The sequence below is a fragment of the Niveispirillum sp. FG148 genome, from assembly GCF_057809655.1.
Genome location: NZ_JBMDKJ010000042.1, coordinates 24,635 through 40,452 on the forward strand (window position 1 = coordinate 24,635; position 15,818 = coordinate 40,452).

Genomic DNA, 15,818 nt, shown 5'->3' on the forward strand with positions numbered 1-15,818 from the left:
GGCCTCGACGGGCCGCCGGCTCCGCCCTTTTTTCAGCCGCGTTCCTGCTGGAACTGCTTCAACATTTCCTCTTGCTGCCGGCGCGGCCGGTACCAGAACGCCCGGTGCGCATGGGCAAGCCACTGCGCGTCGGTGTCGCTGATGGGCCGCCCGGCATCGACCTCCGCATCCAGGGCGCGGGCACGGGCATAGAAACGGTCTTCATCCGACTGTGCCGGCGCGGCCGGTTTCGGATCGCGCAACAGCTTCACCACCTTCTCATGCTGCGCCTGTTCGGCTTCGGTCAGGGTGCGGGTGGGGACGATGCCGCGTGCCGCGTCGGCGGCGTCCTGACTGGCGCGCAGGGCGGGGGTGCTGTGGGTTTCCGTCTTCTGCGGCACGGGCAACGGCACGACATTCGCGTTCCGCTTGCGCTTGGCGGCGATGATCTCGCCGCTGATCGTGGCGACATTGATGCCCTTCTGCGCCTGCCGGACCTCAGCCATCTTCTCCTTCAAGACGCGGCGATGCTCGGACTTCACGCGGCCCGCCATTTCGGCCCGGCTCATGCCGACGCGCACCGGATCGACGGCCACACAGACGAAATCCCCGTCTTCGCGGTCGAAGACATAGACCTTACCCAGATCGTCGGGATCAAGGCGGACATGCACCTTCTGACCCGGCATCAGGACAGGGTGCTGATAGAAGATGTTGTTAACCTGAAGGCCCTTCTTGCCCACGGTCCGGTTCGGATCGCCATCGGCCGGCGGCATCAGCATGAATTCCACCGCACCTTCACCACTGACCCGCGTCAGGGTGCCGCGATAGCTGTTCGCCATCTGCAACGGTGTCTTGCCGTTCAGGCCGTCATGGGGCCGGTGGTTCCACTCGACCTCAATCCATTCGTCCAGTCGGCGTTGCAGTTCCTCGGCCGTCAGGCTGACGCAGAACATCTTCTCGTCGCTCTCGCCCAGCCGGGCGGCAAAGCTGCGCCGCGCCTCAATGCCCTTCCGGTCGGTCACGCTATGGCCGATATAGCCGGGCTGCTGTTCCATGAACATGTGCTGGACGGACCCGATATGCCGTTCCACGCATGCCTTCTGCCAGGGGCTATAGGCGTCGCACATCTCCGGCACGATGCCGGCCTTGGACAGCACATCCTGGAATTCCCGCGCCTTGAAATCGCTGCCCTGGTCATGCCCCAGTACCTGCGGCATGCCCCAATCCAGGATGGACGTCCGCATCAGTAGGACAGCGGCCCGCGCCCGTGGCGTGCGCGTGATCCGCACCTTGATCCGGCAGGTATAGACATCCACCACCAGATACATGCTGTACCGGCCATCGACGCACATGACGTCGTTGGGGCTGGCGTCGATCTCCCAGCGCTGGTTCGGGTGCCGGATGGCCTCATACAGCGATCCCGGCGCCGGCATATAGCTGTTGCGGTACTGGTCAGGATTGGTCAGGCGCGCCCACAGCGCCTTGTTGTCGGCTTTCCAGTCGTTCAGCCATCGGCCGATGGCATCCGTTGACGGGATCGCGCGGCTGATCAGCTCGCCTGTCGTCGGCATGATGATCTCGATCTCTTCGCCCAGTCGGGCCACGGCCGCGTCACGCACGAACTTCATGGACGCATGCGGATGCTTCGTGATCAGGCCGATGATGAAATCCCGCAGGCCGGGTGCCCGTTCGATGATGCAGGGGCTGGGCCGGAACCGGCCCGCCAGGGCGGCCCAATCCTTGGCCGCGCGGTATTTTCCCCAGCGCAGCAGGCTGGCGGCCGCGACCGTGGGGAATTCCTCCCGGACATACGGGGCGACAGGGACTTCCCCGGCGTTGTAGACGGTCTCGAACCGTCGGGCGCAGGGCACATTCTTTAGCTTGGCGGCCATGTTCCACCGCGCCATGGCGTCCAACAGCTCGATGCGCCGATCCAACCGCAGTCGGGCGGCAGCGTCCATCTTGCGCTTGGCAGCGGCAATGGACTGCGCCTCGCCACGATCCGCACAGACCGGGTGCGCCATGTCGCGCTTGGCGCGGAGCGTCGCGATGGCTGTGCGGATGTCGGTGGGCAGGGTTTCGAGAGGAAACCTGCGAGGACGGCCGCCATCGTGCGGCCACGCCTGCTTCTCAGCTGCACGGTAAGCGTTGCTGTAGTCGATCCCCATTGCTGCTGCAATTTCATCCAGAATGGCGGGCTCCATCATGACCGGACCCCCCGCTTGGCTTCACGCCGGGTCTGTTCAATCACACCGTCCAGCTCCCGGCGCTTTTCCTCGGCCAGGGCCAGCTTGATCCAGGGCACCATCCGGTTATGGACAACCGCGTGGTCGAACATCTCGGGCCCCACGCTCAACAAGCGCATATCGCCCGTCACCGCGATAAGGGCGAACAGATGCAGGGCCGGCATATAGCTTTCCTCCCGCGCCTCGCTCATCCAGGCGTCCAGCGCGCTGCGGCTAATCTTGCGGCCCAGCCACTCTTCCATCTCGGCATGGATCTGATCGCGGTTCTTGCCGCATTCCCGGCAGGCCAGCGCCATGGCCCGGCACAGCCGCCCATGAATGCTGCCCACCCGGTCAACCGCCGGCTCGTCCTGGTACGAAACCACCACTTCCGGCGGCTCCCAGTCGAACAAATCCAGCGTGACCATGTCGCGCTTGCGGCTCATGCTTCACCATCCGCAGCGGCCAGCAGGGCGCGCGCCAGGGTACGCGCTTCCTTGGCGGTAAAGACGATCCGATCCGTGATCCTTTCCCTGGTTTCCAGCAGCAGCACGTCGATAGCGACGACGACCAGCAGGGACGGCGCGCACTCGACACGGATGTCACCAAGCGCATCCTGTCCGTCGATGCTCATGCACAAGGACCGGGGCAGCAATCCGGCCGCAGCCGTCACGGGCGCGCTTTTCCGGTTCATGCGACACCTCCCGAAATGCGGGTGGGAGCCATCGCATGTGTCGCACTACGCGAGACTCCCGCCGCATCCTCCCCTACACTCGGGATCGCCACACCACCGAGGAGGGGGATCATGAAGCCCGTTGCGTTGAAAGAAGCGTCTGACTTGCTCTGGCCACTGTTCGAAATGGCCAGGGCGCGTGTTTCGCACATGAATTGGTCAGAGAATGAGGAAGTGGAGAAAACCCTGGATGCAGCGATTATCGCTTGGGCAAATGGAGAGGCGTCAGACTGGTCTGGCCTGTGCGACACTGCCTGGGCAATCCTGTTCGGAAGATTGCTGATGGTCATGATGGCTGCTGCGGAGATGCCGGATAAAGTCATTCTCCGTGTCCCCCCCGATGCAGACGAAGAGCAGAAATGCCGTCGCGTAGCCGCTGCATTGCTTCCGGGCAGGAAAGTCCGTCTGCAACCGCCTGATCCAGGATCCCCATGGCACAAAGGATTTCCTCGTGCGTCAGGGCATTGACCGCCCGGTCGATTAGATCCTGCGGCGGGCCATCAATCGACATATCAAGCGGCCTCCCCATTTTGGACATTACCCACGGCGCTGCGGCTGCTAGATTTACCCTCAAGAACGCGAACGAGGCGCGTGCCGTCGGCGGTGTACCGGTCGGAGAACAGCACCTGCTGGGTGAACCCCGCTTTGTCGGCGATCACCTTCTCCAGCCGGTCATTCGGGCAGATGAATGCCTGACTGATGGCCTGGGGCGACACGCCCTCTTCGCGGGCGATCTGGGCGAAGGTGATGCCCTTATTCTTCAACAGCGCGGCCACGAAATGGCGGCGCTGGATCGGACTGTCGGGGAGTTTCATAGGGTGGAAATCCATCGTGTCAGCGATTGGGGTGCAAATTGACAATAGGTACTTTTTTACCCATTGAGAAGGCAAAAAAGGGCGCAAGTGGCATTTTTGTGCGGCTTTTTGTCAACTCATTGATTTTATTGTCAATTATCGCAACGCAAGTTTCCTGGGCTTGCATGCGTGCCGCGCAAGCGGACCTTTGCAATGAGGTTGCGATATGAGCGGCGTTGGAGAGAGGCTTAAAAGGGTCCGTCTGGCTCTCGGGATGAGCCAAAAAGAGATATCTGATCGGTTCGGGCTGGGTGAATCGACTTGGGCAAAAAACGAGCGCGCAGGGCGGCTTCCGAAGACAGAAACGCTGTCTGAGTTGGCTGATCTCGGCTTCAGCCTGGATTGGTTGATGACGGGTGCGGGGGAAATGCGCCGCGCGGATACGGGCGGCGGTCAAGGCGCTCCCGCGGCAACTGACGCATTCCTTTTGGGCCGCCTGACGGACGGCATTGTCAAGCTCTACAAGGAAATGGGCCAAGGCATCGCCCTGCACCAGGCTGTGGAAAAGGCGGTGGAGCTGCATGACGAGATCGTGTCTGTCACCGACCCCGATGATGATGGTGGCCGCGCCGGCGCCATGGCCGTAATCCTGGCCCGCCTGCGCAAGGAACTGCGCTCCGCCGCCGCAAACCCCATTGAAACCAAACGCTTGGCCTGAGGATAGTTCGATCCCAGCATCTTACTTATAAGAATATGCAGGCAAAGGTACACGCATTTTCTAATTATTGGTTCGGCTGCACCGGAAAAAGTATCAAACCGGTGCGGCACGCGATCACTTTTCAGCCCCAAACCGCTCAAAAGTATCAAACCGCGATCATTTTCCCCGCCGCCGCCGCCCGCACCGGCACCGACCCCCAACCCCTTGTTCTAGGCCGCGTTTCGCTCGCCGAAACCCCAATTTTGGGGCGCCTCACCGAGTATCAAAGTGATCACCACCCCACACGAAAATACCTACGCCCATTTTCACTCTCTGTTGTTACCTATGTGTTACCTGCGGGATTTTGGCGCGCGCTTGGCGCGGACAGCAAAAACCCCTGAAAGCTTTTGGCTTTCAGGGGTTTAAGCCATGGATGCGGGGGCAGGATTTGAACCTGCGGCCTTCAGGTTATGAGTTTGGTTCCCCGTCTGCGCTGATTTCCGCCGGCTTGTCGCGGGATGGCATAAAGCCAGGAAATCCGCGCGTCTCAGGACATGGATAGACCGCTGGATTGCTCCAATCCGGGCCGGATTTCGCCATCTTCTGCTTCCACCGTGCTTCCACGGCCATCATGGAAGCAGGCGGTTCCCATGCCCAAACTGACCAAGCGGATTATCGACAGCGCGGAACCAAGGGACACCGATTATTTCATCTGGGATGAGGATATCCCCGGCTTTGGTGTGCGCGTCCTGCGCACGGGCAAGAAGTCATATGTGATCCAGTACCGGGCCGGTGGGCGGACGCGGCGATACAGCTTTTCCCAGCATGGCGTGATGACACCCGATGAAGCGCGCAGGCAGGCCCGCGAATTGCTGGTGTCCGTCGATAAGGGGGAGAACCCATCGGAGGAAGCCCGCACCCAGCGGCATGCCCCGACCATGGCGGGCCTGTGCGACCGTTTCATGGAAGAGCATGTTCAGCATCGCTGCAAACCCAGCACCCAGGGCGAATATCGCCGCGCGGTGGAACTGTTCATCAAGCCGGAAATCGGATCACACAAGGTGCAGGACGTGACCAGGGCCGATATCGCCCGGCTGCACCACAAGGCCCGCGACACACCCTATCAGGCCAACCGCACCTTGGGCGTGCTGTCTAAGCTGTTCAATCTGGCAGAGGTCTGGAACCTGCGTCCTGACGGTTCCAACCCGTGCCGGCATGTGAAGAAATACCGGGAAGAGAAGCGGGAACGCTTCCTGTCCGCCGATGAACTGAACCGGTTGAGCATGGCCTTGAACGATGCCGAACGGGACGGGAGCGAGGGCGTGCATTTCATCGCCGCTATCCGGCTGCTGATCCTGACCGGGTGCCGGCTGGGGGAAATCCAGACCCTGAAATGGTCCTACGTCCAGCCGGGATTTCTGGCCCTGCCCGACAGTAAGACGGGGGCCAAGAAGGTCTATCTGGGGGAAGCGGCCATGGAGGTGCTGGACACCATCCCGCGCCTGCCCGGCAACCCTTATGTCATCTGCGGTGCGGTTGAAGGGCAGCACCTGCAAGACCTGCAAAAGCCGTGGCGTCGGCTGCGGCAACGGGCGGGCCTGCCCGATCTGCGCATTCACGACCTGCGCCATTCCTTTGCGTCGGCAGCCGTCGGCATGGGTGAAAGCCTGCCCATGATCGGCAAGTTGCTGGGGCACAGCCAGGTGCAGACCACAGCGCGTTATGCCCACCTGGCCGATGATCCCCTACGGGCATCGTCGGAACGGGTGTCGGCCCTGCTTGCCACCCGTATGAAGGGGCCGCCGGCGGGGTGAGGCCCGCCCCACCGCGTCCCGTATGCACGTAGGGAAATGGGCTCCCGTTCATACGTACATAAGGGACGGTTTCGGCACCCGATGTTGGGGCTGCCCTATATAGCTATATAGCTGCGTTCCTATATAGCCGGGTTGCCCGCTCGCTCCCTCTGTTGAAAGCGCGGCTGATGGCCAAGAAGCATTTGCCACGGTGGGGTTACGAAGGCAGGCGGTGGGAGACTGAACGTCCCCCCATCTTCACACCCGACCATATGCAACGTCTCTGCGCAGAGTTCGCCATTTCTGATGAACAGCGGGAAGCAGCCCGAAAGCATCTCGAAGGGTCCGCCGACGTGTTCTTTCACTGGCGGCACAATGTGGACGATGCACCCAAGCCGGGAGAGTGCCACGCGGCGCTGACAGAAATTGCGGACCTGACCAAGCAATTGCACGACCGTCTGTCCCATATGGACAGACGGACACAAGCGGCCTTCTGGTTCCCGGAAATGGCCTTGGCTTCCGCCGTTATGCGTGGGGAAACCGAAACCCCCTACGGGCATCGGATTGAGCGACGCACCATCGACGACACTGTCGAGATCGTATGGCATGAGGACCCGGTCAGCCTTCTGCGTGCGGTGACCATCCTGCATAATTACGCCCTTCAAGGGCTGGAGCGCCTCCCCGCCGATCCCGGCGGACAACGGCAGTTGTTGGGCCTGCGCCATTGGATGGGCAATCTCCATATCCTGTGGACGGATATTCTCGGACGCACCTTCACCGTGGATAGTCACCAGGGGGAGCCGGTTTCCGACGCGGCCCGCTTCTGTGTTGCCGTGACGCGGTTGACAGCACCCGACATCACCAACAGTCAGATTTTCACAGCGATGCAACGCCAACGGCGCGCACGGCGAAAGCTGTCAAGCCCGACCGCTTGAAAGTACCGGGGGCAAAAATCGACCCGGTACTTTCAAGTGGTTCGACGTGACCACCGCGCCCGTCTCTGTCTGAATTGGGTCATCGAACCGCACGCCAGACAGGAGGCCACGCCGTGAACGAGAACACCACCCCCACCCAAGACAAAGACCATCTTGACCGCCTGATCGGTGAGATCGAGGCCGCATCCTTCATCGGTTACACCGTCCGCGCCTTGCAGAACTGGCGGGTACGTGGGGGCGGGCCGCGCTTTGTGAAGGTGTCCGCCCGCTCCATCCGCTATCGCCGCCGCGACCTGATCGCCTGGGCCGAAGCGCTGCTGGTTTCCAGCACCTCTGACTTGTCAAAGGCCGCCTGATCCGCCATCGGCGCGCGACCATGAGTTTTCGCCGTGCGGGGCTGGCCGCACCGCACGGTGTTTTGGGGCCGGAAGGCTCAAAAAGAGGAAAGGGGGCGGGGATCATCCGCCCCCTTTTCCACAAGCGCCCAACCTCTCCCCCTGCCCCGCCCGCCACGGGCACCCCGGTTGCCAAAGGGGCCGAACGCCCCCTCCCCGGCCCCAAAACAAAAGCGGCCACGGGCCCGCAGGGCCAAACCCAAAGCCAGCCCGCGACAGCGGGCACCAAACCGATAACAAGGCCTGCCATTGGGCCAAGAGGGGGGTCCTTGTAGCACCCCCCTCTAGAACCGCAGACAAGAGGGCACCGACCTATGAGCCTGAAACCCTTCTATTGGAATTTCGACGGTCTGGACGTCACCTTTCAAGGCCGCATCTCGCAAGCCATGGTCGAACGGCTGGAGGAAGCCAAGGCCGAAGCCGTCACCGCCAAGGCCTCTGTCCTGCTGGAATGGCAGGATGAACCGATGCATGTGGGCGAAAGCGGGGCCAAGGGGGGCTACGCCTTCCGCTGCGATACCGGCCCCACCGGCATGACATGGTTTTTCAGCCGCAACCAAAAGCCCGACAACTGGGGTATCCGCGTCTCCGCCAAGTCCAACGCCTTGGCATGCATGGGTTTGGGGCGAGTACGGGCGGAAATGTACCGGTTCCTGTCCGCCATTGGAGCAACCGTGCGGGACGCTTCCATCTCCCGCGTGGATTACTGCCTGGATTTCCTGGCATCGGATATTGAGACCGCGACGGGGCAGCCCTTCACCCTCGACCCCACCGCCTTTGTCATGCATTCCCACACCAGCCGGGCAGACCATGACGATGATGCCGGCATGTCCATGCATGGCGTCTCTGGCCGGTACACGTCCGTCACCTGCGGAAAGATGCCGGGCCGACAAGTGATCCTGTACGAGAAATCGCGGGAGGTACGGCAGAAGCAGAAGCGCGAATGGTGGTCCCATTGGAACGCCGCCCGCACCCGCCAGAACCTGCCCCCATTGTCCGGGGATGAAACCATCTGGCGGCTGGAATTGCGGGCCGGCAAGGCGCACCTGAAAGAGCGCTGGGGTATCCGCACATGGGCAGACCTGGATAACAGGCTGGGCGACCTTTACGCCCGTGCGCTGGCCGATATCCGCTATACGATCCCCAATCCTTCCGACAGCGAGCGGTGCCGTTGGCTGGATCATCCGCTGTGGGACGTTACCCGCCACACAGTTGACAGGGACCTGTTCGAGATGAACACGGGTGCCGAACCTGGGGTTATCAAGGAAGTGAAGCGCAAACAGCAGCAACAAGTCCTCACCGCCCAAATACAGGGATTGGCAGCCTCCTATTCAGTTGCAGCCGGCTTGCCTGCCGACGCAGATATTATCTCTGAAGCAGCCGCCAATGCAGTCCGCGGCCATATACGCGGTGCCCCTGATCGGTTTGAAGCCAGCCGGCGGAAAGCAGCACAGCGCTTTCGGTTCGTCAATTGGGAGCGGTGCGGCACAGACGGATGCCAGTAACTAGGGACAATCGCCTCTCTCCTTTGCAACCGCTGACGCACTTCAATGCCCGGGCTCTGGCAACGAACGAACGCTGAACCAGAGCCCAAGCGCGGTGCTGAAGCGCCCTATGCCTCCGAAAAAATATTCGCATCAACTCTGTTTTCGAGGCCGCCGCCCAGTGCCAGCATCCCTTCGATAATCGTGGCCATCTTGGTTAGGGTCTTGCTTTAGTGACCAGACTTTACCGAATAACCGCGATGACCACCCAACAGTCATCATACACAATACGACAAAACTTGATAGAGAACGTTCCACGAGGCACACTCTCTTTGAGCACTGCGTTGAGACCAAGATTTATAGGAGAACCTAATGGAATTAATGAGCCAGCCCCTTACCGGACAACTTGGAGATCGTCTGATCAAATTGCTAAACTCACCAGACTACCATACATTGAATATAATAGTAGCATTTGCCAAAAATAGTGGCGTTCTACGAATAAAGTCGGCCTTAGAGACATTCAGAGAACGTGGCGGAACAGTAAATATTCACGTTGGCGTTGACCTCGGCGGAACGTCGTACGAGGCACTTGTAGCTTTGCTACACCTTACTGATACGTTGAATGTAGTTCACTCCGAGAAAGGTCAGACATTTCACCCAAAGATTTATCAGTTTCTAGGCAACAATAAAGGGGTTACAGTTGTTGGCTCACACAATTTAACCGCCGGAGGGCTTTGGACCAACTTTGAGAGCTCGATAATCATACAAACAGAAAAATTCAATTCAAACCATCACGAATTGCCCGACGCGCTAACTGAATATATTGAATACCTAAAATCATTAAAAGATTCATGTATGTTGATATCAAGTAAAAACGAAATTGACTATCTATTAAAAAATGGCTATATATATAATGAAATCGACTTACAGTTGTTTACATCCAAGTCCAACAAACAAAAGGACGCCAGAGAACGTCTTTTTGGTAAGGGCGCTTCAGCAAAACTTCCCAGTGTCACCTCCTCGATGAAAAGTGCAATTAATACAGCGCCCGCGCTACAAGCACACCCACCATCCTTTTTTGTAATTGACGGTGGGAAAACTATCTGGTTCGAGACCAGGAGAATGACTGGTGGTTCACGAAACATACTCGATCTATCGATGACGTCTTTGGTGGAATTTGGAAATGTTTCATCTACTATTTTTAACCTCGACAAGCCGAGGCTCATGCGCGGTGCAGTAACGTTTTTTGGCGTAGATTCTGAAGAAACCGATGAAATTAAGTCAATCACCATCAACTTTGAAGGGGTTGATTACCACCGAAACGAAATACTTTTCCCCACTGGAAAAAATGCTAATGGAACGTGGAGACTCCAGATAAAAGGAGTTAGCTCGTCAGGAGACAAAATAACAGACGCATTCATGAAAAAAGATGAAGGGTACTATTTAATGAACAAAATAATTACCTTTACAAAAATTCACGATGATTACTACCATCTTTCCGTGTTCCCAATCTCAAAAGTTAAGGAATTTGTTGACGCTTCATTAATATTGGCACGGAATGGAGCAACCCTAAACTCAAAACAACTTGGATTGCTTTAGAAACGGCTTAGCCATTCTTGGTGCTTCCCCTTTCGAATCCCGCTAATCCCCCCCTTTGCTCCTCCGAACATCAGCTTCAAGGCATTGTTACTCAAAGGTACCCCCTCTGAAACGAACAATGGAACCCGATTTATCCGACGGAATCTACCAACGAATGCATCTAGATCAAAGCCGAATGCATAACCCGTCGAGCTCCTGTATGGCGGGTCTATATATACGACCGAATTTCTAGGAATAGATTCACTAAGGATCGTCATAATATCTGACTTAAGACAAGTTATCCCTTTCATTCCCCGCACAAGGGTAGCAATTCGACGGCGTAGTTCGTCTGGAGAAGGTTGCATTGGATTAGCCGGGCTGCGGCGTATACTTGTCGCAGTTGGCTCCCAGTAGTCGCGGAAGCACGTATTAGCCCAATACTCGCCTTTGCGCCAAATTTGCTTTCCACCAAAGGAGCACGCCTGAAGCAACGGATAAAGTTCAACTTCACGGTCCCCCACCGGGAGCGCTGATAAGGCCAACATATGCGCCTTAAGATCGCGTTTATCCTTAGGCAACCCGGATAAAAGCTGATCAAAGGCGTCCATGTTGAACGCCCCCGCTCCAATGGCGGACCAAAATGTCCCCCACGAGCTGACATCAAGCATCCAAATCCGTGACGGATGGACGCCCCTATTTACTAGCTCGATAGAAACCGCAGCAGATCCGCAGCACAGGTCATAGAATCGGGAGTTCGGTTCCGGCGCTGCCTCCAGCAAAAGGTCTACGATCTGATTCGCGACACGTTGCTTTCCGCCTTGATATGCGCATGGCACGCGCATCACTAAGCTCATGGGTACTTCCTGCGGATTAAAATTCGTGCATAGACGCGCCGACCATTGACGATGCCGACCCCCCCTCTATCCTCAGGATGTGGGCGATACCCTACCTCATTAAGGATTTTCGAGGGCACGTTCGTGCGCGCGTTGCCGTTGGCTAGCATTACGATCTCGAACTGTTCCGGACTGTACTTATCGAGGAACGTGATAGGCACACCCATGATCCCTTTGTAGTCAGCGGGGATATTTTGGGTGCGAGCAACGTCAATCGCATCATAGTTTTCGTAGCGTGGATATTCGTTCGGGTTGTAGTGACGGGTTAATATTATTGGCTTGTGCCGCCTGACAGTGTCCAAGTTGGTGAACCAGCGTACACCCTTCACCCTAATAAAGCGTCGTCCTCTCTCGTCCACTCCGCAACACGCCGCATTTAGCGGATAACTATTTGGTACAAAAAATTTGCGATCCCCCGAGCGTATAGATTCTCCATACCAAATTTTATTTTCACGGAACATAGGGAACACTTCTTTGTACGTAGACGCATTTATGTTTCCAAGAATAATAAATTCCTTACCGAAACATTCAAGCTGACTGACGTACTCACGGAAGAGGCTGAAGGGTGGATTAGTGACCACTATATCGGCCCCCTTAAGCAAGGCCTCGCATTCGGCTGACCGAAAATCGCCGTCGCCCGCGAGATGCACAAGCGAATTTTGAGGCATAGAGAATAGCAACTCCAAATCAAGTGATCCATCCGGTCGCGTTATTGGCTCGTCAGGCACTTCCTTGACCGTCGCCTTATATGCATTGGTTTGCCCCTCTAGGGGGTACTCCAGTCCGGCTATCGAAGAACTCGCATAACAGGTCGATGTCAAACTCGCCAATCTCAGTTTATTGAAATGAAGAACAAAGAAACGAAAGAACGCGGACTCAAAAGGATCATCGCAGTTACAAAGAACATGTTTTCCATTCATTTTCTCTTTGTATCTCAATATTTCCTTCACTACATCTTCATACTGTGTATAGAACTCATCTTTCTTAACGATAAAGGCGTGATTGAGGGTAGCATTCCCCGGCTTCGAGCTTTGCCTTGGAAGTTTGGCGCTAATATCAAACGGCATTGATCCCTCGCGAACTACCGCTTTAAGAAAAGTATTGATAGCCGCAGACATGCCGATACCAATTTCATCGAACACTTCCCCAGCGCGCCGCTTAACGTCCAGGTCGATCCGAATTGTCGTGGTCGGCTTAGTCGACATATTTACCCCCCAGCTAAGAAATACAATGTAGCACAGACGTAAATGAAATACAACGTAGCACGGTACGGGATCGTGGTGAAGAAATGCGTATCCGGCGTCAGCCCCTGTGGGACAGAAGCGGGTGATTGCGTCCCACAGAGGCTGACGCCGGGCACGACACCCTGACTCCGGCGCTGGAAGCCTCGGGCTGTAATCAGGTCGATGTTGCCCACCGGCCTCGCCTGCTCAGTGATAATGGCGCATCCTACATCGTCGGCGATCTGGCCGAATGACTAGAAGACAAGGACATGGACCATATCCGCGGCGCCCTCAACCACCCCCAGACCCGGGGAAAGATCGAGCGCTGGCACCAGACCCTGGAGAACCGCATCCTGCCGGAAAACTATTTCCTGCCCGGCGACCTGGAAGCCAAAATCCAGGATTTCGTCGACCATTACAACCGCCGCCGATACCATGAAAGCATCGGCAACCTGACGCCGAACGATGTCTATTACGGCCGTGGCACGGCCATCCTCAAAGGGGGGCCAAAATCAAGAAGCGAACCATACAGCAGAGGCGCTTGTGTCACCAAGGTATGGCCGCCTAACATCACCCCCCAACGAGCCAGAACCTCCGTTCACAAATTCATCCCGATGTCCCATTTGTTTCGACGACGGACAGTGTCAGCAGACCAAGCCCAATGTACCGCAAACCGCTCTTACATCGCCGCACGGGACATGATCTTCAGCAATGGAGGGCGAGTACGTGTTCTGAACGTGGCAGATACTCTTTCACTCGAGTGCATGTCCCTCTGGAAAGATGTCGCGTCGGAGCGCTTCCACCCTGCTTCCACGCCTTGCGCCGCTTGTGTGATCCAGAAACGGCAAAGGCCAGCAACCCTATGGGATTGCTGGCCTTTTTTGGATGCGGGGGCAGGATTTGACCGAGGTTATAGCAAGATTAAGGCATTGATTTAATTAACTATTTAAACACACCCCATCTGCTGACGACAAGCTTTTCTTCGGACTTTCCTCGGAGAACGAACCCGCAGCACGGAAAAGGCGCCTGCTGGCGGGTTGATACTTCATCTACTAGAGTCTGTCTGAAAGTAATTGAATCGTAGGGGATTGAACGAAACCGCTGACGCGGTAATTGGCGTTTGTGTCGCCTGCGCTGCTTCTGGCTGAGAGGATTTGGGGTGTTGATCCCCCCTCTCCTGACAGGAGCTTCCGATGGCCGAGATGAGCCCTCTGCGCCGGCGTATGATCGAGGACATGACGATCCGCAATCTGTCGCCGGCGACGCAGCGATCCTACCTGCATGCAGTATCGAAGTTCAGCCGTTTTTTCGGCCGGTCGCCGGACCGTCTGGATCTGGCTGATGTCCACACGTTCCAGGTCCACCTGGTGTCGCAAGGCATTTCGTGGGCGAGCCTGAACCAGACGGTGGCGGCGCTGCGTTTCTTCTACGGCATCACCCTGGGCCGGGCCGACGTGCCGGAGCGTATCGCCTATGCGCGGGAGCCACGGCGGCTGCCGGTGATCCTGGGCCCGGACGAGGTGGTGCGGTTCCTGGAGGCGGTGCCGAGCCTGAAATGCCGGACAGCACTGGCCACGGCCTATGGTGCCGGGCTGCGGGTGTCCGAGGTGGTCACGCTCAAGCTGCGCGACATCGACAGCTCCCGGATGCTGATCCGGATCGAACATGGCAAGGGGGCCAAGGACCGCTACGTGATGCTGTCGGCACAATTGCTCCAGATCCTGCGGACATACTGGCGGCTGGCCCGGCCCCGGCACTGGCTGTTTGCGGGTCGGGACGCGGACCAGCCGCTGTCGCCGACGGTCCTGCACGCCGCCTGCCGGTCGGCCACCAAGGCCGCCGGTCTCCACAAGCAGGTCAGCGTTCACACCCTGCGCCACAGCTTCGCCACCCATCTGCTGGAGAATGGCACCGACATCCGCATCATCCAGGTGCTGCTCGGTCACAGCCAGCTTTCGACGACGGCGCGCTATACACAGGTGGCCACGACCACCGTCCAGAAAACCACCAGCCCGCTCGACCGCCTGCACCTGGAGGTCGTGCCCCCGGGCTGAGGCCATCCCCATGGCCGATCAGCTGGAACTGGCGGACATCTTCCGCCAGCATGGCGATGCCTATCGCAGCACCCATGCCGATCATCTCGACCGTGACCAGCGGCGGGTGATGGGGGCGATTGCGGCCTGCCGGACGGCAGTGCTCGGCGGCCATGTCGAGCGCTGTGGCGATTGCGGGCACCTGCACGTTGCCTACAATTCCTGCCGCAACCGGCATTGCCCGAAATGCCGGGGCCTGGCCCGCGCGGACTGGCTGGCGGCCCGGCAGGCCGAACTGCTGCCTGTGCCCTACTATCATGTGGTCTTCACCCTGCCGGCACCGGTGGCGGCCATCGCGTTCCAGAACAAGGCCGCGGTCTATGCCATCCTCTTCCGGGCGGCGGCGGAGACGCTGCGCACCATCGCCGCGGACCCGCGGCACCTGGGGGCACAGACCGGCGGCATCGCCGTGCTGCACACATGGGGACAGGCGCTCCAGCACCATCCCCATATCCACTGCATCGTGCCCGGCGGCGGACCGGCACCGGACGGTACCCGCTGGGTTTCCTGCCGGCCCGGCTTCTTCCTGCCCGTCCGGGTCCTTTCCCGGCTGTTCCGGCGGTTGTTCCTGGAACAACTGGCCGCCGCCTTTGCCGCCGGCACAATCCGGCTGTTCGGGGACCTGTCCCCTCTGTCGGAACCCGCCGCCTTCTCCCGCCACCTGGCCGACCTGCGCCGGCTCGACTGGGTCGTCTATGCCAAGCGCCCCTTCGGGGGACCGGAACAGGTGCTGGCTTATCTCGGTCGCTACACCCACCGCGTCGCCATCGCCAACAGCCGCCTCGTCGATCTGCACGACGGCCAGGTCCGCTTCCGCTGGAAGGACTACCGGCACCACGGCAAGCCCAAGGTGATGAACCTGGCCGCCGACGAATTCATCCGCCGCTTCCTGCTCCATGTGTTGCCACCGGGTTTTCACCGCATCCGTCACTTCGGTTTCCTCGCCAACGGCCATCGGGCCATCCAGCTCGCCCGCTGTCGGGAACTGCTGCGGGC

Annotated in this window: 15 protein-coding genes and 1 pseudogene; 11 read left to right on the forward strand and 5 right to left on the reverse strand. The window is 58.5% G+C overall.

Annotated elements, in window-relative coordinates:
- Nucleotides 1-32: 32 nt before the first annotated feature.
- From ACODTW_RS26280 to ACODTW_RS26290, 3 genes are read right to left on the reverse strand one after another with little or no spacing between them, the layout of a single operon-like run.
- On the reverse strand, nucleotides 33-2,186 hold the full coding sequence (locus ACODTW_RS26280) for a Mu transposase C-terminal domain-containing protein (protein WP_488949107.1): 2,154 nt from the start codon (nucleotides 2,184-2,186) through the stop codon (nucleotides 33-35).
- Nucleotides 2,183-2,650, reverse strand: coding sequence for a hypothetical protein (locus ACODTW_RS26285; RefSeq protein ID WP_488949108.1), 468 nt, complete (start codon nucleotides 2,648-2,650; stop codon nucleotides 2,183-2,185). The genes ACODTW_RS26280 and ACODTW_RS26285 overlap by 4 nt, the downstream gene beginning before the upstream one ends.
- Nucleotides 2,647-2,898, reverse strand: coding sequence for a hypothetical protein (locus tag ACODTW_RS26290; protein ID WP_488949109.1), 252 nt, complete (start codon nucleotides 2,896-2,898; stop codon nucleotides 2,647-2,649). The genes ACODTW_RS26285 and ACODTW_RS26290 overlap by 4 nt, the downstream gene beginning before the upstream one ends.
- 111 nt (nucleotides 2,899-3,009) lie before the next feature.
- On the opposite strand from ACODTW_RS26290, the gene ACODTW_RS26295 reads away from it, so the two are divergent.
- On the forward strand, nucleotides 3,010-3,405 hold the full coding sequence (locus ACODTW_RS26295; protein ID WP_488949110.1) for a hypothetical protein: 396 nt from the start codon (nucleotides 3,010-3,012) through the stop codon (nucleotides 3,403-3,405).
- A gap of 44 nt (nucleotides 3,406-3,449) precedes the next feature.
- Here the strand turns inward: ACODTW_RS26295 and ACODTW_RS26300 are convergent, their stop codons facing one another.
- A complete protein-coding gene (locus ACODTW_RS26300) occupies nucleotides 3,450-3,752 on the reverse strand; it encodes a helix-turn-helix domain-containing protein (RefSeq protein WP_488949111.1) in 303 nt (100 codons plus the stop codon).
- A gap of 205 nt (nucleotides 3,753-3,957) precedes the next feature.
- Here ACODTW_RS26300 and ACODTW_RS26305 point away from each other — a divergent pair, with 205 nt between their 5' ends.
- From ACODTW_RS26305 to ACODTW_RS26335, 7 genes are all read left to right on the forward strand, one after another.
- Complete coding sequence (locus tag ACODTW_RS26305) at nucleotides 3,958-4,449, forward strand: helix-turn-helix domain-containing protein (protein WP_488949112.1); 492 nt, start codon at nucleotides 3,958-3,960, stop codon at nucleotides 4,447-4,449.
- A 35-nt stretch (nucleotides 4,450-4,484) separates the two neighbouring features.
- A complete protein-coding gene (locus tag ACODTW_RS26310; RefSeq protein WP_488949113.1) occupies nucleotides 4,485-4,829 on the forward strand; it encodes a hypothetical protein in 345 nt (114 codons plus the stop codon).
- 249 nt (nucleotides 4,830-5,078) lie between these two features.
- On the forward strand, nucleotides 5,079-6,242 hold the full coding sequence (locus ACODTW_RS26315) for a site-specific integrase (protein ID WP_488949114.1): 1,164 nt from the start codon (nucleotides 5,079-5,081) through the stop codon (nucleotides 6,240-6,242).
- Nucleotides 6,243-6,409: 167 nt separating this feature from the next.
- Nucleotides 6,410-7,156, forward strand: coding sequence for a hypothetical protein (locus ACODTW_RS26320; protein ID WP_488949115.1), 747 nt, complete (start codon nucleotides 6,410-6,412; stop codon nucleotides 7,154-7,156).
- Between the two features lie 113 nt (nucleotides 7,157-7,269).
- Nucleotides 7,270-7,512: a helix-turn-helix transcriptional regulator gene (locus ACODTW_RS26325; protein ID WP_488949116.1), complete on the forward strand. Its 243-nt coding sequence runs from the start codon at nucleotides 7,270-7,272 to the stop codon at nucleotides 7,510-7,512.
- 353 nt (nucleotides 7,513-7,865) lie between these two features.
- Entirely contained in the window at nucleotides 7,866-9,056 is a 1,191-nt protein-coding gene (locus ACODTW_RS26330) for a hypothetical protein (RefSeq protein ID WP_488949117.1), read from the forward strand.
- A 360-nt stretch (nucleotides 9,057-9,416) separates the two neighbouring features.
- Complete coding sequence (locus ACODTW_RS26335) at nucleotides 9,417-10,634, forward strand: phospholipase D-like domain-containing protein (protein ID WP_488949118.1); 1,218 nt, start codon at nucleotides 9,417-9,419, stop codon at nucleotides 10,632-10,634.
- A gap of 829 nt (nucleotides 10,635-11,463) precedes the next feature.
- Here ACODTW_RS26335 and ACODTW_RS26340 read toward each other — a convergent pair.
- Nucleotides 11,464-12,711, reverse strand: a complete 1,248-nt coding sequence (locus ACODTW_RS26340; protein WP_488949119.1) for a type II toxin-antitoxin system RelB/DinJ family antitoxin — start codon at nucleotides 12,709-12,711, stop codon at nucleotides 11,464-11,466.
- Nucleotides 12,712-12,866: 155 nt separating this feature from the next.
- On the opposite strand from ACODTW_RS26340, the pseudogene ACODTW_RS26345 reads away from it, so the two are divergent.
- The 3 genes and pseudogenes from ACODTW_RS26345 to ACODTW_RS26355 all read left to right on the forward strand — a co-directional run.
- Nucleotides 12,867-13,297, forward strand: a pseudogene (locus tag ACODTW_RS26345) (integrase core domain-containing protein); the annotation flags it as partial.
- A 625-nt stretch (nucleotides 13,298-13,922) separates the two neighbouring features.
- Entirely contained in the window at nucleotides 13,923-14,783 is an 861-nt protein-coding gene (locus tag ACODTW_RS26350) for a tyrosine-type recombinase/integrase (protein ID WP_488949120.1), read from the forward strand.
- Nucleotides 14,784-14,793: 10 nt separating this feature from the next.
- On the forward strand, nucleotides 14,794-15,818 hold a 1,025-nt coding region (locus ACODTW_RS26355; RefSeq protein ID WP_488949121.1), incomplete at its 3' end, for an IS91 family transposase.